Raw genomic sequence first — 22,846 nt, 5'->3', positions numbered from 1 at the left:
CGCCGCCGTCCGCACTCCTGCGCCCCCTCGGGAGCGGCCCGGCGGGTGTGCGCGAGGCCTTCGTGGAGGCTTCGCGCACACCGACCGGAATCCCCGCTTCGACCCGGGGCCTCAGAGCCTCGGGTCCACCGGCTCCGACTCCAGTGCGAGGACCGCGAAGACGGCCTCGTGGACGCGCCAGAGCGGTTCCCCGTCCGCGAGGCGGTCGAGGGCCTCCAGGCCGAGGGCGTACTCGCGCAGCGCGAGCGAGCGCTTGTGGCCGAGGAAGCGCTGCCGGAGCCGCTCCAGGTTCTCCGGGCGGGTGTACTCGGGGCCGTAGATGATCCGCAGGTACTCCCGGCCGCGCACCTTCACGCCCGGCTGCCCGAGGCGGCCGTTCGCGTCCCGTACGAGCGCCGCGAGCGGCTTGACGACCATGCCCTCGCCGCCCGCCCCGGTGAGCTCCAGCCACCAGTCGGTGCCGGCGCGGACCGAGGCCTCGTCGCCGGTGTCGACGACGAGCCGACGGGTGACCTGGAGCAGCCCGGTCGGGTCGTGCTCGACGAGCCGGTCGAGCCACGCCAGCTGCTCGTCGTGCGGCACCGCCGCGAGCGAGCGCCCGCGCGCCGCGAGCAGCTGGAACGGCGCGAACCGCACCCCCTCCAGTCCCTCGGTCGGCCAGCAGTAGCGGCGGTACGCCTCGGTGAAGGCCGCCGCGTCCGCCGCCCGCTCCCGCTGCCGGGCGAGCAGCCCGTCGATCCCCTCGACCCCGCGTCCCGCCGCCCGCTCCAGGGCGTCGATCGCCCCGGGGAGGACGGCTCCGGAGGCCGCGCCGACCGCCGCGTACTGTGCGCGGAGGAGACCGGCCGACTTGAGCGACCACGGCATCAGCTCGCCGTCGAGCAGCAGCCAGTCCGTGTCGAGTTCGTCCCAGAGCCCGGCGGCGCCGATCGCGGTCCGCAGCCGTCCGAGGACCTCCTCGGTGACGTCGGAATCGTCGAAGAAGGGCCGTCCGGTACGGGTGTGCAGCGCGCCCGTCACCCCGCCGACGCCGAAGCGCCCGCGGGCCGTGTCCTCGTCGCGGCAGACCAGGGCCACGGCCCGGGAGCCCATGTGCTTCTCCTCGCACACGACCCGCTCGACGCCGTCCGCCCGGTACTGGGCGAAGGCCTCGGCCGGGTGCTCCAGGTAGCCCTCCTCCTCGGAGGTGGCGGTGGGCGCCATCGTCGGCGGCAGGTAGGCGAGCAGCCGCGGGTCGACGGCGAACCGGCTCATGACCTCCAGGGCCGCCGCCGCGTTCTCCTCGCGCACGGCGACGTTCCCGCCGTGCCGGGTCTCGACGGTCCGCCGCCCGTGCACGTCGGCCAGGTCCAGGGGGCGCCCCTCGTGCCCGCCGGGCGCCTCGCCGGAGAGCGGCTTCGCCGGCTCGTACCAGACGCGCTCGGCCGGCACGTCGACGAGTTCGCGCTCCGGCCAGCGCAGCGCGGTCATCTTCCCGCCGAAGACGGCCCCGGTGTCGAGGCAGATCGTGTTGTTGATCCAGGAGGTGTTCGGCACGGGGGTGTGTCCGTACACGACGGTGGCCCGCCCCCGGTACTCCTCCGCCCACGGGTAGCGCACGGGCAGCCCGAACTCGTCGGTCTCGCCCGTGGTGTCCCCGTACAGCGCGTGCGAGCGCACCCGCCCGGAGGTCCGGCCGTGGTACTTCTCCGGCAGGCCGGCGTGGCAGACGACGAGGTTCCCGCCGTCGAGGACGTAGTGGCTGACGAGGCCCTCGATGAACCGTCCGACCTCCGCCCGGAACTCCTCGCTCTCCCGCCCCAACTGCTCGATGGTCTCGGCGAGTCCGTGCGTCTCCTGCACCTTCCGTCCCTTGAGCCACCGGCCGAGCTTGTTCTCGTGGTTGCCCGGGACGCACAGGGCGTCGCCCGCGGCGACCATCGCCATGACGCGGCGCAGGACGCCCGGCGAGTCGGGGCCCCGGTCGACGAGGTCGCCGACGAAGACGGCCGTCCGCCCCTCGGGGTGGCGTCCGTCGACGTAGCCGAGCTTCGCGAGCAGGGTCTCCAGCTCGGAGCGGCAGCCGTGGATGTCACCGATGACGTCGAAGGGGCCGGTGAGGTGCCGCAGGTCGTTGAAGCGGCGCTCCAGGACGACTTCGGCGGCCTCGACCTCCTCGACGGAGCGCAGCACGTGCACCTTGCGGAAGCCCTCGCGCTCCAGACCGCGCAGCGAGCGGCGCAGCTCGCGCCGGTGGCGCTGGATGACGTGCGCGGGCATGTCCGCCCGGTCGGGCCGGGCGGCGTTCCGGGTGCGGCACACCTCCTCGGGCAGGTCGAGGACGATCGCGATCGGCAGCACGTCGTGGGCCCTGGCCAGCTGGACGAGCTGGCGCCGGGCCTCCTGCTGCACGTTGGTGGCGTCGACGACGGTCAGCCGGCCGGCCGCGAGGCGCTTGCCCGCGATGTAGTGGAGGACGTCGAAGGCGTCCCGGCTCGCGGACTGGTCGTTCTCGTCGTCGGCGACGAGCCCCCGGCAGAAGTCGGAGGAGATGATCTCCGTCGGCTTGAAGTGGCGCCGGGCGAAGGTGGACTTGCCGGAACCGGTGGCACCGACGAGCACCACGAGGGACAGATCGGTGACGGGCAGGGTACGGGTCTCGGTGGTCATTTCGGTCCCTCCTTCTCGGTGTCGGTACGGCTTTCGGTACGGCTGAAGACGGCCATCTGGGTCGGCGGCCCGACCTCCGGGTCGTCGGGTCCCACGGGGGCGAACTCGACCCCGTACCCGTACTGCCCGGCGACGCCGGCCGCCCATTCCCGGAACTCCTCCCGGGTCCATTCGAAGCGGTGGTCGCCGTGCCGGACGTGCCCGGCCGGAAGCGACTCCCAGCGCACGTTGTACTCGACGTTCGGCGTGGTCACCACGACCGTGCGGGGCCGGGCCGAGCCGAACACCGCGAACTCCAGGGCCGGCAGCCTCGGCAGGTCCAGGTGCTCGATCACCTCGCTGAGCACGGCCGCGTCGTACCCGGCCAGCCGCTTGTCGGTGTACGCGAGGGAGCCCTGCGTCAGCTTCACCCGGGCCGCCTGCCGCTCCCCCATCCGGTCGAGCCGCAGCCGGCGCGCGGCGATGCCCAGGGCCCGCGCGGACACGTCGACACCGACGATCTCGGTGAAGCGCGGGTCCTTGAGCAGGGCCTGCACCAACTGCCCCTGCCCGCAGCCCAGGTCGAGCACGCGAGCCGCCCCGGCGCCGTTCAGCACGGCCAGGATCGCCTCCCGCCGCTGCTCGGCGAGCGGCACCGGACGCTCCTCCGTGTCGGTGGTCTCGTCGACGGCGTTGTCGACGTCCTCGACGTCCAGGCCCTCGGCCTCGGCGAGCCGGACCAGTTCGAGCCGTTCCGTCGCCTCGCGGGCCAGGCCCCAGCGGCGCGAGAGGTAGCGGGCGGTGATCAGCTTCCGCTCGGGGTGCCCGGCGAGCCAGCCGTCACCGGCGCGCAGCAGCTTGTCGACCTCGTCGGGCGCCACCCAGTAGTGCTTGGCGTCGTCGAGCACCGGCAGCAGGACGTACAGGTGGTTGAGGGCGTCCGCGAGCCGCAGCTCGCCCTCCAGGACGAGACGCACGTACCGCGAGTCGCCCCACTCGGGGAACTCCCCGTCGAGCGCCACCGGTTCGGCGTCCACCGTGTCCCAGCCCAGCGGCCCGAACAGCGCCCGCACCAGCTCCGCGCCGCCCCGGGCGGGGAGCGCGGGGACCTCGACGCGCAGCGGCAGCGGCGCGGCGGCCCGCTCGGGCATCGCCTTGCACTCGCCGTGCAGCGCGGTCTTGAAGACCTTGGCGAGCGCGACCGCCAGCAGCGAGGACGCCGCGTAGGGCCGGTCGTTGACGTACTGCGCGAGCGCCGCGTCCGGGGCGCCGCCCCGGCCCTTGCCCTTGCCGCGGCGCACCAGCGCCACGGGGTCCACCTCCAGGAGGAGTGCCGCCGTGCACCGCTCGGCGCTCGCCTCGGGATAGAGGACGTGCGCCGTACCGTGCGAGGTCGAGAACGCCTGGGCCCGCTCGGGGTGCTTGTGCAGCAGGAAGCCGAGATCGGTCGCGGGTCGCTCCGGGTTGCCGGTTGTACTGATCGTCAGGAACACACCTTCGAGTATCGTTCGCCCCTCCCCTCCCCACCAGGCATTTTCCGTGCGGCCGGGACCGGGGGCGCGGCCTCAGCCGGTGCTGTCACCACCCTCCGCCACCAGGGCGCCGGCGAGCGCGCCGATGGTGGCCGGGCCGACGCGGCAGCATCCGCCGACGAGCCGGGCACCCTTCTCCGCCCAGCCGACGGCCCACTCCGGGTCGAAGGCCATGTCCCCGCTCCAGCCCCGCGCCCGGGCGTCCCACCGCTCCCCGCTGTTCGGGTAGACCACGGCCGGCTTCCCGGTCACGGCCACGGCGAGCTCCACGGCGTCCCCCGCCTCGGCCGGGTCGCAGCAGTTCACCCCGACCGCCACGACCTGCTCGTTCCCCGCGGCGACCGCGAAGGCCTCCGCGAGGTCCTGTCCGGCCCGGGTCCGCCCGCCCTCGACGGTGTACGAGAGCCACACCGGCACCCCGCACCCCTCGGCGGCCCGCAGCAGCGCCTCGGCCTCCTCCGCGTCCGGAACGGTCTCCAGGGCCAGGACGTCCGGCGCCGCCCCGGCGAGCGCCTCGATCCTGGGCCGGTGGAACCGTTCCAGCGCGGCCACCGACAGCCCGTACCGTCCCCGGTACTCGCTGCCGTCCGCGAGCATCGCCCCGTACGGTCCGACGGACGCGGCGACCCACACCTCCTCCCCGACGGCCCCCGCCGCCGACCTGGCCAGCTCCACGCTCCGCACGAGCAGCCTCGCCGCCTCCTCCCGGCCCGTGCCCCGCCGGGCGAAGCCCTCGAACGTGGCCTGATAGCTGGAGGTGATCAGCACCCGCGCCCCGGCCCGCACGTACGCCGCGTGGGCCGCCTCGATCTGCTCGGGCCCGTCGGCGAGGAGCCGCGCGGACCAGAGCGCGTCCGAGAGGTCGCAACCCTGCGCCTCCAGCTGGTTGGACAGCCCGCCGTCGAGGACGAGCGCCCCCGCCCCGAGGGCCTCGGCGAGCGTACGGACCGGTCTCATCGCTTCTCCCCCGCTCATGCCAGCTGCGACTGGACCTGGGCGGAGATCAGCTCCAGGTGGTCCAGGTCGTCCAGGTCCAGGACCTGGAGGTAGACCCGGGAGGAGCCGATCGCCGCGTACCGTCCGAGCTTGTCGACGACCTCCGCGGGCGAGCCCGCGAGCCCGTTCGCCCTGAGCTCGTCCACGTCCCGGCCGATGGCCGCGGCCCGGCGGGCCACCTCGGCATCGTCCTTGCCGACGCAGACCACCAGCGCGTTCGAGTACACCAGGTCGTCCGCCGGCCGCCCGGCCGCCTCGGCGGCGGCCCGGACCCGGCCGAACTGCCGCTCGCTGTCCTCGACGGAGGCGAACGGGATGTTGAACTCGTCCGCGTACCGCGCGGCGAGCCGCGGCGTACGGCTCGCGCCGTGCCCGCCGATCAGCACCGGGATCCTGGACTGGGCCGGCTTCGGCAGCGCGGGCGAGTCGGTGAGCCGGTAGTACTCCCCGTCGTAGTCGAAGGTCTTCCCGACCTCGGTCTCCCACAGCCCGGTGACGATCGCCAGCTGCTCTTCGAGGCGGCCGAACCTCTCCTTCGGGAAGGGGATGCCGTAGGCCTTGTGCTCCTCCTCGAACCAGCCCGCGCCCAGACCCAGTTCGATGCGGCCGCCGGACATCCGGTCCACCTGGGCCACCTGGATGGCGAGGACCCCGGGGAGCCGGAAGGTGCCGGCCGTCATCAGCGTGCCGAGCCGGATCCGCTTCGTCTCCCGCGCCAGGCCGGCCAGCGTGATCCAGGCGTCCGTCGGCCCGGGCAGCCCGTCCCCGCTCCCCATCCTGACGTAGTGATCAGAGCGGAAGAAGGCGTCGAAGCCGAGCTCCTCGGTGGCCCGGGCCACCGTGAGGAGGGTGTCGTAGTCGGCCCCCTGCTGGGGCTCCGTGAAGATGCGAAGATCCATGCCTCCATCCTGCACCGTCGGGTGCGTGTCAACATCGCCGTCAGCCCCCCGTCCGCACCGGCTCGGTCGGGTGAATATCCGTCCCCTTGGCGGGCCGCGTCCGCCCTGGCCAGTGACCGGGGCCCGGCACCGTCGTTGGCTCGGGCGGAGCCGGACCGCCCGGCCCGCGTGCCGGCGGCCGATGCCGGTGCGTCTCCCTCATGACCCCGCCCTCGGCGGCGGGGCCCGGGCCGAGGAGGCCGCCATGTCCCAGGAAGCCGCGCCGGAGCGGGCCGTGCCCGAGCAGCCGGTGCCCCAGTCCGTGCCCGAGCAGAAGGGCGCCGGCGCCCCCAAGGGCCTGCTCCAGCAGATGGAGGAGCTGATGGCGGCGCTCTCCGCCGACCTCTCCCAGCTGGACGCCGACCTGCAGTCCACGTCCGACCGTCTCACCCCGGAACCCCAGCCCCGGCCGGATCTCCGGTCCGAGCCCCAGCCACAACGGCAGCCCGAGCACCACCACCCCGGTCAGTACTGACCCGAGCACCAGGACCACCGCCGGAACCGCCCCGGCCGGCGACATCCCGGCCGGCAGCGCTCCGGGCCGCAGCAACCCGACCAGGGCAGCCGGCTCCCCGCGCGCCCCTACCACGACGGGCCCCGTCCCGGGCCCGCTCGGCCTCGGGCGGGGTCGGGCGGGCGGGCACGCTCCCCGTCGCGCACGGCGAGGCGCCGCAGCATCCCGCGCACCCGGTCGCTCGCCTCGTCGGCGGCGTCGATGGCCTCGATGCACTGCCAGTACAGCCCCTCCTCGTCGGTGGCGCAGGCCACCCCCACGAGCGCGATCCCCACCTCCCCGAGGAGCTCCCCGAGCGCGGTCAACGCCCCGCACGGGTCCGCGACTTCGGTCAGTCGTCCCGCGCGCGGCCCGCCCGCACCCCAGGCCGGGTACTCCCCGGTCTCGCTCAGCCCCCGCGCCTCGCCCCGCAGCTCCAGCGGTCCGCAGAGCGCGAGGTGACTCCCTATCGCCTGGGCGAGCGCCTGGGCCTGCCAGGCCTCCGCCACGATGTCCTGCGCCGTCCCGCTCTCCGCCAACGCGTGCCGGCCGAGCGCGATGAGTCGCTCCGCTTCCATCAACGCCGCCCCCGTTCGTACGACTTACTACCCACTCACTCCACTACCCAGAGTGAGGCCGCCTGAGCCTCGACACCAGAGGAATTCGGAAATCTGTGGACAGGAAGCCTGACGGGGAAAAGTCGATCACTCCGAAGAGTGACGATCTTCGTCCGCGATGCCGTACGCACCCTCGTCTACACCCCCGGCTGCACCCCCGGCTGCACCCTCGTCCGCACCCTCGTCCGCGCCCCCGTCCGCGCCCCCGTCCGTGCCCCCGTCCGCACCCTTGCCCTCACCCCCGCCCTCGCTCTCTCCGCCCCGCCGCCGGACGGGAAAGCGGACCTCGTTCCGGTCGATCTTGGCCGCGAGCGCGGCCAGCGGATCGACTCCGAGCACCTGGCAGAACTGGAGGAGGTAGGCGAGCACGTCCGCGACCTCGTCGGCGACCCGGTGCGCCGACTCCGGGTCGTCCATCACCCGTTCCGCCTGCTCCGGCGTCAACCACTGGAAGATCTCCAGGAGTTCCGCCGCCTCCACGCTGAGGGCCGCCACCAGGTTCTTGGGCGTGTGGTAGGGCTGCCAGTCGCGTGCCGCCGCGAATTCGGTCAGCCTGCGCTGCAGCCCCGCCACGTCGTTGTCTTCCGTCACCCGCCCAGGTCTACCACCGTCACCCCGGGCGTCCGGCGCGCCTCCCCCGCCGCCCGTTCGCCGACCGTGCCCACGACCCGGATGTGGCCGTCGGCGGCGATCTCCGTCGCGAGCCGCAGCAGTTCGCCCGTCTGCCGCCCGTCGAGGCCCCGGTCCAGGCCGTCGGCGAGCAGCGTCAGGCTCTGCATGGCGTCCGGCACCTCGGCGATCCGGTCCATCTCCAGGACCCCGGGGCCCGTGAGCAGGGTGAGCGCGAGGGCCAGGTAGCGGAGTTCGCCGTCGCCGAGGCGGCCGAGCGGGGTCGCGGGCCGGCGGCCGCGTTCGAGGACCGCGCGGACGGTGCCCTCGGGGAGTTCCTGCACGCCGAGGCCGGTGACGGGGCCCGCGCAGCCCGCTCCGGCGACGGCGGCGAGGCGGTGGTGACGGCGCGGGCAGTCCGTGTGGGTGCGGTGCAGCACCTCGGCGAGGTTGCCGCAGCCGCGCCGCAGCCGCCCCTCGCCCGGCGGCACGGGGGCCCGCATCCCCTCGGGCCGGGGGTCGCAGGCGAAGACGGACCGCAGCCCGATGACGACCTGTTCGGCGGCGGCCAGGACCTCCCGCTGCCCCTGGGTCTTGCCCGCGACCCGCAGCGGCAGCAGGGCCGTGCCGAGCAGGTCGTCGGGGAAGGGGGCCCGGGTGACGGGGGTGGTGCCCGCCGTGTGCCACTCGGCCTGGACGGCGCTCCGGCCGGGGTCGCGGAGCGCGGTGGCGAGCAGGGTGCGGCCCCGGCCGGTGAGCCGCTCGCCGACGATCCGGAGCCGCGGCTCGGCCTGCACGGCGAGGTCCAGGCGGACGGGACCCTCGGGTCCGTCGACCGTGCATCCGATCCGGAAACCGCGCCTGCCCTGGGCGTCGGGCCGGGCGCGCTCGGGGACGCAGTCGTCGGCGTCGGGGAACACCTCGTGGAGCGCTTCGCCCGCGCCGAGCCGGGCCAGCGCCTCGTACGCCCGCAGGGTGGTGGACTTGCCGCTGCCGCTGGGCCCGGCGAAGAGGGTGACCGGTCCGAGCGCGTGCGCGGCGGCACGGCGGCCGGCGAAGGCGGACAGCCGCAGTTCGGTGACGGCGGGCCGGGCGCGGAGAGTCCCGCTCCGGTCCTCCGCCCCGGCCAGGCCCTCCACCGCGACCGGACCCCGCGCCTCGGGGACGGAGGCGCGGAGCCCGGTGGGGCGGGGTCCCGTGGAGCGGGCTCCGGAAGCACGGGTGCCGGAACCGCGGGCGTCGGAAGCACGGACACCGGATCCCTGGGCATCGGAGGCACAGGCATCGGAAGCAGGCGCGACGGCGGAGGACGGAACCGCGGAAGGAACCGCCGGAGGAACCTGGGACGAAACCGAAGAAGGAACCTGGGACGGAACCGAAGAAGGAACCGAAGAAGGAACCGAGGAAGGAGCCGAAGGGGAAACAGGGGACGGAACGGGGGAAGGTACGACGTCGGAGGTGCGGGCGTCTGACGTGCGGGCGAGCGTGGAGCCGCCGGTGAGGTCCATGCCCGGACCGTACGCAGATCATTCCCCGGCGAACCGTTACGGCGAGACGACCTTCCTACGATCGAGGGACGCCGGCGGTCCTGCCGCCCACGACATCCTCCTCGTCCTCACCCTCCGCGCCCTCGACCTCCGTACCGGCCGGCGCCAGGAGAAAAACGTTCCGGTCGACGCGGTGCATCCCGCTGCCGAGGCCGAAGACCACGCCGCTGCTGAAGTCGAGGATCCTCTTGGCGACCTCGGTGTCGGCGCTCGTCAGATCGAGGAGCACCGGGATCTGGGCGATGAGGTACTCGGCGACCTCGCGGGCGTCGGCGAAGACCTGCACGCGGAGCACCACCATGCGGCGCTGCTCGGCGGATTCGTACTGCTCGGGGATCGTGCGGTGGTCGACCCTGGACGGCCATTCGTCACGGCCGCGCAGGGGGACGACCTGGGCGAGGCCCTCCCACTGCTCGTCGGTGACGTCGTACCTCTCGTACCTACTCATGGCCCCATCCTCCCGCTCCTCACCCGTTCGGCCCAACAACGACACGAGCGGATGGCCCAGGTGGCGGTCGGTGCGAGGCCGGTGTCCGTCATCGTACGAAGCTCTTCGCCAGCCGGCGCAGTCCTTCCCCGATCTCGTCGGCCGAGTGCGTCGTGAACGACAGGCGCATCGCGCCCGGGTCCGGCTCGCCGCAGAAGAACGGCGCTCCCGGCACGTACGCCACCTCGTGGGAGACGGCGGTCTTCAGGAGGGCCGTGGCGTCGTGGCCGGCGGGGAGGGTCACCCAGATGAACATGCCGCCCTCCGGCCTGTTCCAGCGGCTGCCCTCGGGCAGCGCGCCCGGCAGGCCTTCGAGCATCGCGTCCCGGCGCTCGCGGTAGGCGGCGCGCATCACCGCGACGTGTGCGTCGAGGTCGCTGTCGCGCAGGTAACGCGCGGCGGCGGCCTGGTCGATGGTCGAGGTGTGCAGGTCGGCGGCCTGCTTGGCGATCACGCAGGCGCGGCGCAGTCCGGCGGGGGCGCGCAGGTGGCCGAGCCGGAGGCCGGGGGCCATCACCTTGGAGAAGGAGCCGAGCAGGACGGTGCGGTCGGCGGCCGCGGGGTCGGCGGCGATGGGGGGCACGCGCTCGCCGTCGTAGCGGAGTTCGCCGTACGGGTCGTCCTCGACGATCCAGAATCCGTGCCGTGCGGCGGCCTCGGCGACGGCGTGGCGGCGCTCGGCGGGGAGGGTGCGGCCCGTGGGGTTCTGGAAGGTGGGGACGATGTAGAGGAGGGTGGCCTTCTCGCGGGCCGCGATCTCCTCCAGCGCCTCGGGGACGATGCCCTGGTCGTCGGTGGGCACGGGCACGACGCGGGCGCCCGCGAAGCCGAAGGTCTGGAGGGCGGCGAGGTAGCAGGGGTCCTCGACGAGGACGACGCTGCCCGGTTCGACGAGGGCGGTGGTGAGGAGCGTGAGGGCCTGCTGCGAGCCGGTGGTGACGAGCAGGTCGTCGGCGTCCGTGGGCAGTCCGCGCGCGGTGAGGCGGGCGGCGACGGCGGCGCGCAGCTCGGGGTCGCCCTCGGTGGTCGAGTACTGGAGGGCCGCCTGCGGGTTCTCCGCCAGGACCCGGTCGTACGCCGCGCGGATTCCCGCGATGTCGAACAGTTCGGGGGCGGGGAGGCCTCCGGCGAACGAGATCACCTCGGGGCGTGCCGTGAGCGCCAGGATCTCCCGTACCGGCGACGAACCGACGTTGGCCAGCCGGGAGGCGGTGGCCGGCGCGGGCACGGCGGAGAGGGAGGGAGGAGTGTTCGCGGGCGCGGAGGCGGCAGAAAACATGGCGCCAGCATATAGAGATTCAAGACGGTGTCCAGGTCGGTCGATTACCTTCGGGCGCAGTCGAGTTGACACTCTTCGGTACCGTTCGTGGGGCGAATTCCAGCCCCGGTCCTGGCCTGATCCGGCCACACCGCGGGCCGTGGGAATCCGGCCGGGCGCACCGAATTCGCGGAATTCCGCTTTCCCGGACTTTCCCGCTGGTCGCCCCCGGGAAAAGGCCGGGCGGTGATCTTCCCACGTGTTGTCCGAAGTGCCGCGGCCCGTACGGGATCCGGTTCTCCGTACGTCGTGGACGGCCCGGCGAAACGTCGTGAACAGCCCAGCGAAACAGGCCATTCCGGGTTCCTGGCCCCATTGATGGACGGCTCAGCCACGGATAGCGTTCGGGCGGTCCACGGAAGGGCGGTCCCGATGCGCGCGTCCCGCGGTTCTCATGGCATCCCCGACCTGCTCGGCTTCTCGGGGCGCCGCTATCTGGTGACCGGCGTCCTCAACGACGACTCGATCGCCTGGCACACCGCGCGGGCGCTCCAGGAGGCGGGCGCGGAGGTCCTGCTCACGGGCTTCGGGCGGACCCGGCGGATCACGGAGGCGGCGGCCTCCGGCCTCCCGTTCCCGGCGGACGTCCTGGAGCTCGACGTGACGCGCCCCGAGGACCTCGCCGCGCTCACGAAGGAGCTGGAGCGCCGCTGGGGCGCGGTCGACGGCGTCCTGCACGCGATCGCCGCCGCCCCGCAGTCCGCGCTCGGCGGCAACTTCCTCACCACGCCCGTGGAGAGCGCGACGCTCGCCCTGCGCACGGCGGCGTTCTCGCTGCACTCGCTGACCACCGCGCTCGCCCCGCTGCTGCGCGAGGGCGGGGGCGCCGGCGCGGCCAGGGGCAGCGTCGTCGGGCTCGACTTCGACTCGTCGGGGGCCTGGCCGGGATACGACTGGATGGGGGTCGGCAAGGCCACGCTGGGCGCGGTCTGCCGCTACCTCGCGCTCTATCTGGGGAGCTCCGGCATCCGCGTCAACCTCGTCGCCGCCGGTCCGGTCGAGACCGCGGCCGGGCGGGCGGTCGGCACCTTCGACCGGATCGCCGACCGCTGGGAGCAGGAGGCGCCGCTCGGCTGGAGCCGTACCGATCCGGCCCGGCTCGTCGGCCCCGTCCTGTTCCTGCTCTCGGACCTGGCGGCCGCGGTCACCGGGGAGATCGTGCACGCGGACGGCGGGATGCACGCCGTCCGCATGGGGGTGAACGCCGTCGGCGGACTCCCGGGCAAGGCGCTCCGGCGGGAGGTCCTCCCGCCGGAGGGGCCGTAGGCGTCCCGTCGGTCAGGCCGCTCCGTCGCCCGCGCCGGTGCCGGCGACGTCCTCGGCGTCGACGTCGGCCCACAGGGAGCGCACATGGCCGAGGTGGCGGCGCATGCACGCTTCCGCGCCGGGCGCGTCCCCGGCGATCATCAGGTCGAGGAGTTCGATGTGCTCCTCGGCGGAGGAGACCAGCTTGCCGGCCTCGTCGAGGCCGGTCAGGCCGTAGAGCCGGGAGCGCTTGCGCAGCTCGCCGACGGTTTCGACGAGCCGGTCGTTCCCGGAGAGGGCGAGCAGCGCGAGGTGGAAGCGGCGGTCCGCCTCCAGGTAGCCGATGAGGTCGTGTTCGCGGGCGCGCGAGACGATCTCCTCGGCGTCCGGGCGCAGCCTCTCCAGCTGCTCCCGGGTGGCCTTGCGGGTGACCCGGCCGACGGTGGGGACCTCGATGAGGGTGCGCAGTTCGGTGAACTGGTCGAGGTCCCGCTCGCTGACCTCGGTGATACGGAAGCCCTTGTTCCGTACGGGCTCGACCAGGCCCTCCCGGGCCAGGTCGAGCATGGCCTCGCGGACCGGGGTCGCGGAGACGCCGAGGTCGCTCGCGAGCCCGGGGGCCGAGTAGACCTGGCCGGGGCGCAGCTCCCCGGCGATCAGGGCGGCGCGAAGGGCGTGGCCGACCTGGTCGCGGAGCCGTTCCTGCGCCCTGACGAGACCGTACTGTTTCAGGTCACCCATCGTGCGTCCTCCGAGAAGTCACGGGGGAGCATCGTACAATGTCACGTTACCCCGGCCCTCGTGCGGGCGCTCAGAGCAGGAACCCCGCGGGGAACGGGTCCTCGGGGTCCAGGAAGTACTGGGCCGTGCCGGTGATCCAGGCGCGGCCGGTGACGGTCGGGACGACGGCCGGCAGCCCGGCCACCTCCGTCTCCTCGACGATCCGCCCAGTGAACTCGGTGCCGATGAAGGACTCGTTGACGAAGTCGGTGTGCGGGGCGAGCAGTCCGCGGGCGTGCAGCTGGGCCAGGCGGGCGCTGGTGCCCGTGCCGCACGGGGAGCGGTCGAACCAGCCGGGGTGGATGGCCATGGCGTGGCGCGAACGGGTCGCGTCGGAGCCGGGGGCGGCCAGATAGACGTGCTTGACCCCGGCGATGTCCGGGTTCTCGGGGTGGACGGGCCGGTCGGGGCCGGCGTTGATCGCGTCCATGACGGCGAGCCCGGCGGCGAGCAGCTCGTCCTTGTGGGCGCGGTCGAACGGCAGGCCGAGGGAGTCGAGGTCGACGAAGGCGTAGAAGTTGCCGCCGTACGCGAGGTCGTAGGTGACCGTCCCGTACCCGGGCACCTCCGCCTTGAGGTCGAGCCCGACGGAGAAGGCGGGCACGTTGGTGAGGGTCACGGAGCGGGCCCGGCCGTCCTCGACGCGGACGTCGACGCTGACGAGCCCGGCGGGGGTGTCGAGGCGGACGGTGGTGACGGGTTCGACGACCGGCACCATGCCCGTCTCGACGAGGACGGTGGCGACGCCGATGGTGCCGTGGCCGCACATCGGCAGCAGGCCGGACACCTCGATGTAGAGGACGCCGTAGTCGGCGTCGGGGCGGGTGGCCGGCTGCAGGATCGCGCCGCTCATCGCCGCGTGGCCGCGCGGCTCGTACATGAGGAGGGTGCGGACGTGGTCGAGGTGCTCGGCGAAGTGGAGCCGCCTCTCGGCCATCGTGGCGCCGGGGATGACCCCGAAGCCGCCGGTGATGACGCGGGTGGGCATGCCTTCGGTGTGGGAGTCCACCGCGTGGTAGACGTGGCGGGTGCGCATGGGGTCCCCTTCGGGCGGGTCGATGACGGGCGGGGCGGCGTACGGGTCCGCGTACGGGGGCGTACGGGTCCGGCGTACGGGGCGGTCTACGGATCGGCTTACGGGAGGCGTACGGGCCCGCGTACGGGGGCGTACGGGTCCGGCGTGCGGAACGGCCTACGGGTCGGCGTACGGGAGGCGTACGGATCGGCCTACGGGTCGGCGTACGGGAGGCGTGCGGAACGGCCTGCGGGTCGGCGCACCGAGCGGGCGTTTCTCGTGTTGTGGCCTGGCGGCGGGGAGGGCCCTGCTACGCGTGGCCCTCGGCGAGGGCCTTCTCCGTGGCGGCGCGCACGACGGCCTCCTGTTCGGGCGTCAGCGGGAGGCGGGGCTGCCGGGTGGCGCCCCCGGGGTGGCCGGCGAGGTCCATGGAGAGCTTGATCGCCTGGACGAACTCGGTCTTGGAGTCCCAGCGCAGGAGCGGGTGCAGCGAACGGTACAGCGGCAGGGCGACGGCGAGGTCGCCGGCGACGGCGGCGCGGTAGAGCGTGGCGCACGCGCGCGGGAGGGCGTTGGGATAGCCGGCGATCCAGCCGACCGCGCCGGCGAGGGCGAGTTCGAGGAGGACGTCGTCGGCACCGACGAGCAGGTCGAGGCCGGGGGCGAGTTCGGCGAGCTCGTAGGCGCGGCGGACGTCGCCGCTGAACTCCTTCACCGCGACGATGCTGCCGTCGGCGTACAGCCGGGCGAGGAGCGCGGGGGTGAGGTCGACCTTGGTGTCGTACGGGTTGTTGTAGGCGACGACGGGCAGCCCCGCCCGGGCGACCTCGGCGTAGTGGGCGCGCACGGAGCGCTCGTCGGCCCGGTAGGCGTTGGGCGGCAGGAGCAGGACCGAGCCCGCGCCGGCCTCGGCGGCCTGTTCGGCCCAGCGGCGGGACTCGGCGCTGCCGTACGCGGAGACGCCGGGCATGACCCGGGCCCCGTCGCCCGCGGCCTCGACGGCGGTACGGACGACCTGGGCGCGCTCGTCGTCGGTGAGGGTCTGGTACTCGCCCAGGGAGCCGTTCGGGACGACCCCGTCGCAGCCTTCGGCGATCAGCCGGGCGACGTGCCGCGCGTAGGCGTCGTGGTCGACGGAGCCGTCCTTGCGGAAGGGGAGGGCGGTGGCGACCATGATCCCGTGCCAGGGGTGGGCGCGGTGCGCGGGGTGCGCGGGGACGTGCGCGTGGACCATGAAGAACTCCCTTGTGTGGTGTGTGACATTTTATTGAAGGGCGCGAGGTCCACAAGAGTCCCGGACACGTTCAGTTCTGGCGTTCGGGCCCCGTCCCGTCAGGGCCGGTCGACGTGCGGCCGCTCGGGGCCTCTGGCGGGATGGGCCGAGGGCGCGTTCCGGGCGCCGCCCTCGCCCGGGTGGGGCTCGGCGGACGGCGCCCGGGTGGGGCCGGGTTCGTGCCGGCAGTACTCGGGGACGAGGTCCTCGCCTCCGGCGGCGGCCACGAGTCGCCGCCAGGCGGCGGAGTTCGACGCCTTCGCCTTCGCCTTCCCCTCCCCCTGCCCGTGTCCGTGTCCGTGCCCGAAGGCATGGCAGAGGGCGTCATGGCTCTTGCCGGGAAACACCTGGGGGTCCCGCTCCGGATACGAGGGGGCGGTCGTGCCCGGCAGCGGGGAGCGGGAAGCGCGCCCCTCCCCGCCGGCCGTCGCATCCGCCTCCGTGGGCTCGTGAGCCGGGCCGGGCGCGGAGCTGGCGGGCCGGGGCTCGGGAGCCGGGGCAGGGGGGCCGGCCATGTGCTCGGAGAGGTCGCCGGCGGCGACGGCCACACCGCCGAGCGTCACGCTCGCGACGAGCGCGGCCACGGCCGCCTTCAGGGAGGGCCGGGGGCGCCGCCGCTCGACGGCGGGGGTCCAGTCGTCGTGGTCGCGGGTGGCCAGCGAGGTGTGAAGTCCCGCGTCACGGGCGGCCCGGAAGGCGGCGAGGGCGCCCTGCTCACCCCGGGTGACGCCGTCGCCCCCGGCACTCCGCCCGCCGCTCAGCGCAGCCCGCAGGGTTCTCCCCGGCTCTCCGTCCCGCAGCTCGTCAGGCATCCGTCACCTCCCTCTCCCCTTGAGTTGTTTCGCAAGTCGCCTCAATCCCCTATGTGCGGCGGACCGTACCGCACCGGGACGCTTCCCCAGTACCCGGGCGGCCGACGGCCCGTCGAGACCGACGACGACCCGGAGCAGCACGGCCTCGGCCTGGTCCTGCGGAAGACCCGCGATGAGGGCGAGCGCCCGCTCGGTCGACAGCGCGTCCAGCGCCTCGCCGGCCGCGTCCCCGGCGGCCGGGAGCTCCAGGAGGTCCGGCTCGAACCGGGCGGGGCGGGGCCGCGCCCGTACGCGCCGCAGGTGGTCGAGGGCCCGGTGGCGGGCGATGGTCGCGGTCCAGCCGCGGAAGCCGGCGCCGTCGCCGCGGAACCTGCCGAGGTCCCGGGCGATCTCCAGCCACGCCTCGGAGGCGACGTCCTCGGCGTCCTCGCCGACGATGCCCCGCAGGTAACCGAGGAGTCCGGGATGCACCATCCGGTACGCCTCCGTGAACGCCCCCTCGTCCCCGCGCCGAGCCCGCTCGACGGCGGCGGAGAGCCGGGCGTCGCGCTCGGAACCGAGCGCCGTCTCCGCGTCCGGGCCGTGTGCCGTGGCGGGCGCGTGCCCCGTTCCCTCGCCCACCCGACCCTCTTCACACCCCGTACACCCACGAACTCCGGCCCTCGCCGAACAACCGGAGGAAGCCCATCCTGTCAGACCACCAACAACCCTTTCCCGACACCCCGTCCGGGATCCGCACCGTGACGGAGCGCCCGAGGATGCCGCGCGCAGTCCTCCATCACATCACGGAGCACGCGCGTGCCGCTGGTCACCACCACTCCCCCGCCCGGGACCCCCGCGCTCCCGCCTGCGTCTTCTCCCGCACCCGGCACCACGTGCACACGGCTCAGCAGGCCGAGGACGGGGGTCTCGGCGATGACGAGCGGGTTCGGGCGCGGCAGCGGAGCAGACGCGTCAAGCCCTGCCGAGGGAGGGGCGGCGCCTCTTCTCGGCTCCGGGGTACGCCCCGGCGGGGCTTTCGGGGATCGTCCGGGCCGCCGGGGTGACCAGGGGGCGCTTTGCCGCGCGTCTGCTGTCGGGGCGATGAACGAGGCGGCCCTGTGGTCGGCGACGTCGGAGGACCCCGCCGACCTCGCGGACAGTCGGCGGGCGCCGGCACGGATGCCGGAGGCCCTGCGGGCGGGGTGACGGAGAGCGGTCGGTTCCTGCCCTCCGGGCGCCTTCGGGCGGTCTTCGGCCGTCGGGTCCGTGCGAGGACGTCGATGCGGCCCCCGTCGGGATCCGTGACGACGAGGTGTCCGCGGTCCGGTGGCGCCATCGCCCCCAGGGCGGCGAGCCGTTCCCGTTCCTCCGCCCTCTCCTCCACTTCCAGGGCGAATGCGCATCGACTCGGCCGGGGTGGGCGTGAGGGCGGCCGGCACGTCGACGGCCTCGTGCGGGCAGCGGCGTGCGGGGGCGTCGCCGATTCCGGGACCCGCACCGCGGGGTGCGGCTGGACGGGCCGGTCGGACGGGGTCCCCTGCCCGGGCGGGGCCGAGGGCTCGGGAAGGGCGGACGAGCACGCGAAACTCCCGGCGGCCACGGGCGATCTCGGTCGAGAACCCGTCCTCCAGGAGCTTCGTCGTTCCGCGGAACCGTCCGGCACCCGGCCACCACCACCGGGCCGGAAAGGCTCGCCGTCCCCGCACAACACAAGGGCCCCGGAGCACGCCGTCGGAACGGTGTGCTCCGGGGCCCCGGGGCGTCAGTTCACGGAGTCGAGCTTCTCCCGCTGCTCCGTGGTCAGTTCGAGGTCGACGGCGCCGAGGTTCTCCTCCAGCTGGGCCACCGACGAGGCGCCGACGAGGGGGAGGACCGGGATGTCGCCGCCCATCAGCCAGGAGAGCACCACCTGGTTGACGGTGGCGCCGGTCTCCGCCGCCACCTCGCGGATCGCCTTCAGGCGCGGCTCGGTGCCGGCGTGCTCGAAGCCGGGGCCGAGCGGCTTGTCGTCCCGGACGTACGCGCCCGAGATCAGCGGCGAGTACGAGACCTGCGTGAGCTCCGGGTTGGCGCGCAGGTAGCTGAGCAGGTCGCCGCTGACCAGGCCCTGGTTGCCGTCGGGCGAGCGCAGGCTCGGCATGTCGGTGCGCTGGCGCAGGTAGCTGTGGTGGTGCTGGAGCACCTCGTAGCCGGGCACGCCCGCCGCGGCGGCGAGGGTGCGGGCGCGCTCGACGCGCCAGGCCCAGTGGTTGCTCGCGCCGAGGAGGCCGGCCACACCGTCGGCGACCACGTCGGCGAAGCCCTGGACGGTCTCCTCCAGCGGGGTGTTCTCGTCCATGATGTGCGCGTACAGCAGGTGGATCTTCTCGATGCCGAGGCGTTCGCGGCTGCGCTCCGAGGACTCGCGGATGACCTTGGCGGACAGGCCCTCCACGTCCCGACTGAAGCCCGTGGTGGGCTGGTTGGGGCGGGCGCCGAGCTTGGTGGCGATGGTGATCTCGTCGCCGACGCCCCGGCTCTTCAGCCAGCGGCCGACCAGCTCCTCGCTCTCGCCGCCCTGGGTGCCGTTCACCCAGAACGCGTAGTTGTTGGAGGTGTCGACGAACGTGCCGCCGGCCTCGACGAACCGGTCCAGGATCGCGAAGGAGGTGGCCTCGTCGACGATCGTGCCGAAGGTCATGGCGCCGAGGCTCAGTACGGAGACCTCGCGGCGGGTTTCGGGGGAGCTTCCGATGACGCGGTACTTCATGACGGGTCCTTTCGGATGGGGGTGACGTCCGGGGTGTCCGTCCCGGTGGCCGGCAGGCCGGCGCGCAGTTCGGACACGACGGCGTCCAGATGGGGCAGGAGGTAGAAGTGGCCGCCCGCGTAGACGCGCAGGCGGAAGGGACCGGTGGTGTGGGTGTGCCAGGCCAGGGCCTGCGGCTCGTCGACCCGGGGGTCGACGTCGCCGATCAGGGCCGTGACGGGGCAGTCCAGCGGCGTGGCACCGCGGAAGCGGTACGTCTCGGTGGCCACGTAGTCGCTGCGCACCGCGGGCAGGATCGCGGCGAGGAGCTCCGGGTGGTCGAGCATCTGCTCGTCCGTGCCGCCGAGGAGCTTCATGTCCTCGATGAGCAGCTCGTCGTCGGCGAGGTGCACCGCGCCCGGCGCGGGGATCGAGGGCGCGCGCCGGCCGGAGACCGTGAGGGACGCGGGCGGGAGACCGGCGTCGCGGAGCCGGCAGGCCACCTCGAAGGCGAGGGAGGCGCCCATGCTGTGCCCGAAGATGCCGAACGGCCGTTCCAGGTGCGCTTCCTGAGTACGGATCAGCTCGGCGGCCACCAGGTCGGCCAGCTCGTGCAGCGACTCCACGCAACTCTCGCCGAACCGCTCCTGACGGCCCGGGTACTGCACCACGAGCACGTCGGCGTGGTCCGCCAGCGCGGCCGAGAGGGGGAAGAAGTACGAGGCGTTGCCGCCCGCGTGGGGGAAGACGAGCAGGCGCGGGGCACCGGCGGGCGCGGTGTGGAACCGGCGCAGCCACCGCGTCCCGGTCGGCGGGGCCGGGGTCGTGGTCCTGCGGGGCCTGACCGGGGCCGTCATGCCGTCGCCCTCGCCCGCCCGTTGCCGCCGCGCGCGGGGCGGGCGGTGATGGGGATGTGCTTGTAGCCGGAGACGAAGCTGGACCGCAGCCGCTCGGGACGGCCGGCCGGCCGGAAGTCCTCGAAGCGGGTGAACAGTTCGTGGAAGAGGGTCTTGAGGCTGACCCGGGCGACGCTGTGGCCGATGCAGTAGTGCGGTCCGATGCCGAACGCGAGGTGCTTGTTCGGCTTGCGCCGGATGTCGAACTCGCTGCCGCGCGCGAAGACCCGGTCGTCGCGGTTGGCGGAGCCCAGCCAGACCACGACCGCCTCCCCGGCCTTGATCCGGGTGTTGCGGATCTCGACGTCGCGGGTGGCGTACCGCAGGAAGTGGTTGACCGGGGAGGCCCAGCGCAGCGACTCCTCCAGGCCGGTGGCGTCCAGCTCGGGGTGGGCGGCCCAGTCCTGGAGCACGCCCGACTCGATGAACTCGGCCATGACGAAGTTCGGCGCGTGCGGGGTGGTGACGTTCGCGCCGAGCAGCAGGCTGTAGCAGTTGGCGACGATCTCGTCGGAGGCCATGTGCCGGCCCTCGAACTCGGTGGAGATCAGCACGCTGAGCAGGTCGTCGCCCAGGTTGTTGCGGCGGAAGCGGACGAGGTCCTGGAAGTAGGCGAACAGGTCGCGGTGGGCCGCCTTCAGGGTGGCGTCGCGGCCGCCCGGGTCCTGGTACTCGGGGTCGTCGGCGGCGATGCACACGGTGGTGAGCCGGTTGAGCCAGGCCCAGTCCGCGGTGGGCAGGCCCATCATCGTTCCCGTGACCGACATCGGCATCGCGAGCATGGCCTGGGCGAAGTCGAACGTGCCGCCGTCGCCGAGCGGTTCGATGAGCGGCACGACCAGGTCGCGGATCATCTCGCGCTGCTTGTCGACCGACTTGATGGCCAGGGCCTTCTTGAGCCGGCCCTGCATCTCGGTGTGGCGCGGCGGGTCGGTGGCCGCGAGCTGCTTGCCGCTGGCCGGGTCGTCCTGGCCCAGCAGGTCGAGCATGGTGCCGCGTTCGGAGGTGAAGGTCGCGGTGTCGCGCAGCACGCGGTCGGAGTCGTCGAAGCGGACGACGTTCCAGAACCAGCGTTCGTCGTCGACCTCGTGGCGGGTCAGCGTGTCGAGCGAGCGCATGTGGCGCCAGAGCGGATGCGGGTCCCCGTCGCTGTAGAGGCGCGGATCGACCAGGTCGAAGACGTCGGCCGGGCCGGTCGCCGCGGCGTGCATCGGGCAGCCGGGCGGGGGCGTGAGCGGCGGTACGTCGGGGACGGAGGTGGCGTAGACGGTCAAGACCCGTCTTCCTTTCGCCGGGCGGGCTTTCGCCGGGGCGGGCGGTGGGACGCGCCATGACGTGCGGGCCCGCACCGTGCGGAAGGGCACGGCGCGGGGCGCACGAGAGAAGGGACGGGGCACGGACCACCGGGATCACGACCCGGGGCGGGGCCCAGCGTGGCGCGACGGGGAACCAACCGGTCTGCGCGGGGCGGCGGCCGGGAGACGGCCGCGCGGGAATGGTGCTGTGGGCACAACGTACATGACGCCCGGGGGAAGGTGAAGCCACGTCTCCCCCGTCCGGCATGTCGGCCCGTCACTCCGGTACGTCGTCCAGGAAGCCGCTCTTGGCGATCAGGTACGCCAGCTGCGCCCGGCTGCGGCTGCCGAACAGCTCCGCCGCCCAGCGCATGTGGTTGGCCACGCTGCGGGTGCTCATGCCGAGGCGGGCCGCGATCGCCTCGTCCGTGTGGCCGTTGACCATGTGCCGCAGGATCGCCCGGCGCACCTCGTCCGTCAGCAGCGGGGGCAGCCGGGTGCTGGGGAAGCTGCGCAGCGGCGACGCCCGCTGCCAGGTGTGCTCGAAGATGCCGACCAGGTACCGGACCACGCCCGGATGTTCCACGGCGAGCGCGGTCTCGCTCCGCTCGGAGCTGGGATCGGGGATGAAGGCGACCTTGCGGTCGCAGATGATCAGCCGGTCGAAGACCTCGTCCAGCGTCCGCACCTCGCCGCCCGCCTGGGCGATGTGCTCGACGTACGTGAGCGTGGGCTGGTGGGAGCGGATCGTGTGCTGGTAGATCGTCCGCTGCGACACGCCCCGCTCGATCGCCTCCAGATCGCTGGCGAGCGCCTTGTCCAGCATCTCCTGGGGCCGGCCGCCGCCGGGCTGCGCCGTCAGCAGTTCCTCCTGGCAGGCGTGGACCGCAGCCGAGAGGGTGGCGCTGATCGCGTTGGCCCCCTGGACCACGCGGATCAGGTGCGACTCCCCCTTGCCGTAGCTGTCGAGGTAGATCTCCTGCGCCTGGGCGACGGCGGCCCGCATGGCCGCCAGGGCGTTCTTCTTCTCCTCGATGACGCGTTCCATGTGCTCCATCTGGGCGCCGGCCGCCAGCCGCGGCGGGATCGGGGCCAGCGTCCCGTCCGGCACGCGCTGGACGAGTCCCAGGTCGAGCAGGCATCGCGGACATTCACCGGACGCGGGCCGGCCCTGCAGCGCGTCCGCGTAGTACTGAAGGCCGTCCGCGCAGATCTCGGTGGTCCGACCTGCGCCTCCTTCGTTTCCAATGTCCGCTCTCGTGCACATTTTCCCACCCTGCTGGTTCTCGCATTGCAGGATCATCCTCCCCGATCAGCGAGACCTGGGGCGCAAAGACAACGCAAGATTTCGGCCGGGGAACCACCCAGCTCTGAACCGTGCAGACCAACTCTGACCAAGTAAGAAAGCAAGGTAGAAAGATGCTTCAGCGCGTTTCCGTCCGCTCCCTGGCCGCCTTCGCACTGACGATTCTGGCCACCGCGGGCCTGGCCGCCGTCGCCGCCGCTCCCGCCACCGTCGTGGCCGCCGACTCCCAGTGGGGCCCGACCCCGCCGCCGACCGTCACCCCCGCGACGCTCGCCGTCGCCGACGACTCCCAGTGGGGCTGAGCCCCCGCTCACCCACCCCGTCCGCCCCTTCCGCAGATTTCGGAGGC

The 22,846-nt window shown here is 73.6% G+C and carries 20 protein-coding genes and 1 pseudogene; 3 read left to right on the top strand and 18 right to left on the bottom strand.

Annotated features, from left to right (window positions below; all coding sequences use genetic code 11):
* Positions 1–111: 111 nt before the first annotated feature.
* The 4 genes from ACFYUS_RS30875 to ACFYUS_RS30860 form a co-directional block, all read right to left on the bottom strand.
* On the bottom strand, positions 112–2,649 hold the full coding sequence (locus ACFYUS_RS30875; RefSeq protein ID WP_388859356.1) for a polynucleotide kinase-phosphatase: 2,538 nt from the start codon (positions 2,647–2,649) through the stop codon (positions 112–114).
* The gene (locus ACFYUS_RS30870; RefSeq protein ID WP_388859353.1) at positions 2,646–4,121 is read right to left on the bottom strand and encodes a 3' terminal RNA ribose 2'-O-methyltransferase Hen1; all 1,476 of its coding nucleotides are present in this window, start codon (positions 4,119–4,121) and stop codon (positions 2,646–2,648) included. Before ACFYUS_RS30870 ends, ACFYUS_RS30875 begins: the two co-directional genes overlap by 4 nt.
* 72 nt (positions 4,122–4,193) lie before the next feature.
* Entirely contained in the window at positions 4,194–5,117 is a 924-nt protein-coding gene (mmuM, locus tag ACFYUS_RS30865; protein WP_388859350.1) for a homocysteine S-methyltransferase, read from the bottom strand.
* 14 nt (positions 5,118–5,131) lie between these two features.
* On the bottom strand, positions 5,132–6,055 hold the full coding sequence (locus ACFYUS_RS30860; protein WP_388859347.1) for an LLM class F420-dependent oxidoreductase: 924 nt from the start codon (positions 6,053–6,055) through the stop codon (positions 5,132–5,134).
* Positions 6,056–6,299: 244 nt separating this feature from the next.
* On the opposite strand from ACFYUS_RS30860, the gene ACFYUS_RS30855 reads away from it, so the two are divergent.
* The gene (locus ACFYUS_RS30855; protein ID WP_388859753.1) at positions 6,300–6,569 is read left to right on the top strand and encodes a hypothetical protein; all 270 of its coding nucleotides are present in this window, start codon (positions 6,300–6,302) and stop codon (positions 6,567–6,569) included.
* Positions 6,570–6,676: 107 nt separating this feature from the next.
* On the opposite strand, the gene ACFYUS_RS30850 is transcribed toward ACFYUS_RS30855, so the two are convergent.
* The 5 genes and pseudogenes from ACFYUS_RS30850 to ACFYUS_RS30830 form a co-directional block, all read right to left on the bottom strand.
* A complete protein-coding gene (locus ACFYUS_RS30850; protein ID WP_388859344.1) occupies positions 6,677–7,165 on the bottom strand; it encodes a DUF6099 family protein in 489 nt (162 codons plus the stop codon).
* A 309-nt stretch (positions 7,166–7,474) separates the two neighbouring features.
* Positions 7,475–7,795, bottom strand: a pseudogene (locus tag ACFYUS_RS30845) (nucleotide pyrophosphohydrolase); the annotation flags it as partial.
* Positions 7,792–8,952: an ATP-binding protein gene (locus ACFYUS_RS30840; RefSeq protein WP_388859341.1), complete on the bottom strand. Its 1,161-nt coding sequence runs from the start codon at positions 8,950–8,952 to the stop codon at positions 7,792–7,794. The gene ACFYUS_RS30840 and the pseudogene ACFYUS_RS30845, both read right to left, overlap by 4 nt.
* Positions 8,953–9,376: 424 nt before the next feature.
* The gene (locus tag ACFYUS_RS30835) at positions 9,377–9,808 is read right to left on the bottom strand and encodes a cell division protein SepF (protein ID WP_123455883.1); all 432 of its coding nucleotides are present in this window, start codon (positions 9,806–9,808) and stop codon (positions 9,377–9,379) included.
* Positions 9,809–9,896: 88 nt separating this feature from the next.
* Positions 9,897–11,126: a PLP-dependent aminotransferase family protein gene (locus ACFYUS_RS30830; RefSeq protein WP_388859338.1), complete on the bottom strand. Its 1,230-nt coding sequence runs from the start codon at positions 11,124–11,126 to the stop codon at positions 9,897–9,899.
* Between the two features lie 411 nt (positions 11,127–11,537).
* Between ACFYUS_RS30830 and fabI the strand changes: the two genes are divergently transcribed.
* On the top strand, positions 11,538–12,431 hold the full coding sequence (fabI, locus tag ACFYUS_RS30825) for an enoyl-ACP reductase FabI (protein ID WP_388859335.1): 894 nt from the start codon (positions 11,538–11,540) through the stop codon (positions 12,429–12,431).
* A gap of 12 nt (positions 12,432–12,443) precedes the next feature.
* Here fabI and ACFYUS_RS30820 read toward each other — a convergent pair whose 3' ends face one another.
* The 9 genes from ACFYUS_RS30820 to ACFYUS_RS30780 all read right to left on the bottom strand — a co-directional run bounded on the left by ACFYUS_RS30820 (position 12,444) and on the right by ACFYUS_RS30780 (position 22,302).
* Positions 12,444–13,151: a GntR family transcriptional regulator gene (locus tag ACFYUS_RS30820; RefSeq protein WP_388859332.1), complete on the bottom strand. Its 708-nt coding sequence runs from the start codon at positions 13,149–13,151 to the stop codon at positions 12,444–12,446.
* A 70-nt stretch (positions 13,152–13,221) separates the two neighbouring features.
* Entirely contained in the window at positions 13,222–14,226 is a 1,005-nt protein-coding gene (locus tag ACFYUS_RS30815; RefSeq protein ID WP_388859329.1) for a proline racemase family protein, read from the bottom strand.
* Between the two features lie 289 nt (positions 14,227–14,515).
* Entirely contained in the window at positions 14,516–15,439 is a 924-nt protein-coding gene (locus tag ACFYUS_RS30810) for a dihydrodipicolinate synthase family protein (protein ID WP_388859326.1), read from the bottom strand.
* Positions 15,440–15,537: 98 nt separating this feature from the next.
* On the bottom strand, positions 15,538–16,290 hold the full coding sequence (locus ACFYUS_RS30805; RefSeq protein ID WP_388859323.1) for a hypothetical protein: 753 nt from the start codon (positions 16,288–16,290) through the stop codon (positions 15,538–15,540).
* Positions 16,291–16,293: 3 nt separating this feature from the next.
* Positions 16,294–16,911 carry an RNA polymerase sigma factor gene (locus ACFYUS_RS30800; protein WP_388859321.1) on the bottom strand — a complete coding sequence of 206 codons (618 nt, stop codon included), beginning with the start codon at positions 16,909–16,911 and terminating at the stop codon, positions 16,294–16,296.
* Between the two features lie 1,123 nt (positions 16,912–18,034).
* The gene (locus ACFYUS_RS30795) at positions 18,035–19,021 is read right to left on the bottom strand and encodes an aldo/keto reductase (RefSeq protein WP_388859318.1); all 987 of its coding nucleotides are present in this window, start codon (positions 19,019–19,021) and stop codon (positions 18,035–18,037) included.
* On the bottom strand, positions 19,018–19,857 hold the full coding sequence (locus ACFYUS_RS30790; RefSeq protein ID WP_388859315.1) for a thioesterase II family protein: 840 nt from the start codon (positions 19,855–19,857) through the stop codon (positions 19,018–19,020). Before ACFYUS_RS30790 ends, ACFYUS_RS30795 begins: the two co-directional genes overlap by 4 nt.
* Entirely contained in the window at positions 19,854–21,170 is a 1,317-nt protein-coding gene (locus ACFYUS_RS30785) for a cytochrome P450 (RefSeq protein WP_388859312.1), read from the bottom strand. The genes ACFYUS_RS30790 and ACFYUS_RS30785 overlap by 4 nt, the downstream gene beginning before the upstream one ends.
* A gap of 298 nt (positions 21,171–21,468) precedes the next feature.
* A complete protein-coding gene (locus ACFYUS_RS30780; protein ID WP_388859309.1) occupies positions 21,469–22,302 on the bottom strand; it encodes a LuxR C-terminal-related transcriptional regulator in 834 nt (277 codons plus the stop codon).
* A 308-nt stretch (positions 22,303–22,610) separates the two neighbouring features.
* On the opposite strand from ACFYUS_RS30780, the gene ACFYUS_RS30775 reads away from it, so the two are divergent.
* On the top strand, positions 22,611–22,799 hold the full coding sequence (locus ACFYUS_RS30775; protein ID WP_388859306.1) for a hypothetical protein: 189 nt from the start codon (positions 22,611–22,613) through the stop codon (positions 22,797–22,799).
* Positions 22,800–22,846 lie beyond the last annotated feature (47 nt).

The sequence above is a fragment of the Streptomyces sp. NPDC004284 genome, from assembly GCF_042874035.1.
Taxonomy (GTDB): Bacteria; Actinomycetota; Actinomycetes; order Streptomycetales; family Streptomycetaceae; genus Streptomyces.
The sequence above is the reverse complement of the archived record's forward strand: the minus strand, read 5'-3'. Positions and strand labels throughout refer to the sequence as shown.

Coding starts and splice junctions, on each gene's coding strand:
- ACFYUS_RS30875 (WP_388859356.1), bottom strand. CDS start 2,649: ATGACCACCGAGACCCGTACCCTGCCCGTCACCGATCTGTCCCTCGTG.
- mmuM (WP_388859350.1), bottom strand. CDS start 5,117: ATGAGACCGGTCCGTACGCTCGCCGAGGCCCTCGGGGCGGGGGCGCTC.
- ACFYUS_RS30860 (WP_388859347.1), bottom strand. CDS start 6,055: ATGGATCTTCGCATCTTCACGGAGCCCCAGCAGGGGGCCGACTACGAC.
- ACFYUS_RS30855 (WP_388859753.1), top strand. CDS start 6,300: ATGTCCCAGGAAGCCGCGCCGGAGCGGGCCGTGCCCGAGCAGCCGGTG.
- ACFYUS_RS30850 (WP_388859344.1), bottom strand. CDS start 7,165: ATGGAAGCGGAGCGACTCATCGCGCTCGGCCGGCACGCGTTGGCGGAG.
- ACFYUS_RS30835 (WP_123455883.1), bottom strand. CDS start 9,808: ATGAGTAGGTACGAGAGGTACGACGTCACCGACGAGCAGTGGGAGGGC.
- ACFYUS_RS30830 (WP_388859338.1), bottom strand. CDS start 11,126: ATGTTTTCTGCCGCCTCCGCGCCCGCGAACACTCCTCCCTCCCTCTCC.
- fabI (WP_388859335.1), top strand. CDS start 11,538: ATGCGCGCGTCCCGCGGTTCTCATGGCATCCCCGACCTGCTCGGCTTC.
- ACFYUS_RS30820 (WP_388859332.1), bottom strand. CDS start 13,151: ATGGGTGACCTGAAACAGTACGGTCTCGTCAGGGCGCAGGAACGGCTC.
- ACFYUS_RS30815 (WP_388859329.1), bottom strand. CDS start 14,226: ATGCGCACCCGCCACGTCTACCACGCGGTGGACTCCCACACCGAAGGC.
- ACFYUS_RS30810 (WP_388859326.1), bottom strand. CDS start 15,439: ATGGTCCACGCGCACGTCCCCGCGCACCCCGCGCACCGCGCCCACCCC.
- ACFYUS_RS30805 (WP_388859323.1), bottom strand. CDS start 16,290: ATGCCTGACGAGCTGCGGGACGGAGAGCCGGGGAGAACCCTGCGGGCT.
- ACFYUS_RS30795 (WP_388859318.1), bottom strand. CDS start 19,021: ATGAAGTACCGCGTCATCGGAAGCTCCCCCGAAACCCGCCGCGAGGTC.
- ACFYUS_RS30790 (WP_388859315.1), bottom strand. CDS start 19,857: ATGACGGCCCCGGTCAGGCCCCGCAGGACCACGACCCCGGCCCCGCCG.
- ACFYUS_RS30775 (WP_388859306.1), top strand. CDS start 22,611: ATGCTTCAGCGCGTTTCCGTCCGCTCCCTGGCCGCCTTCGCACTGACG.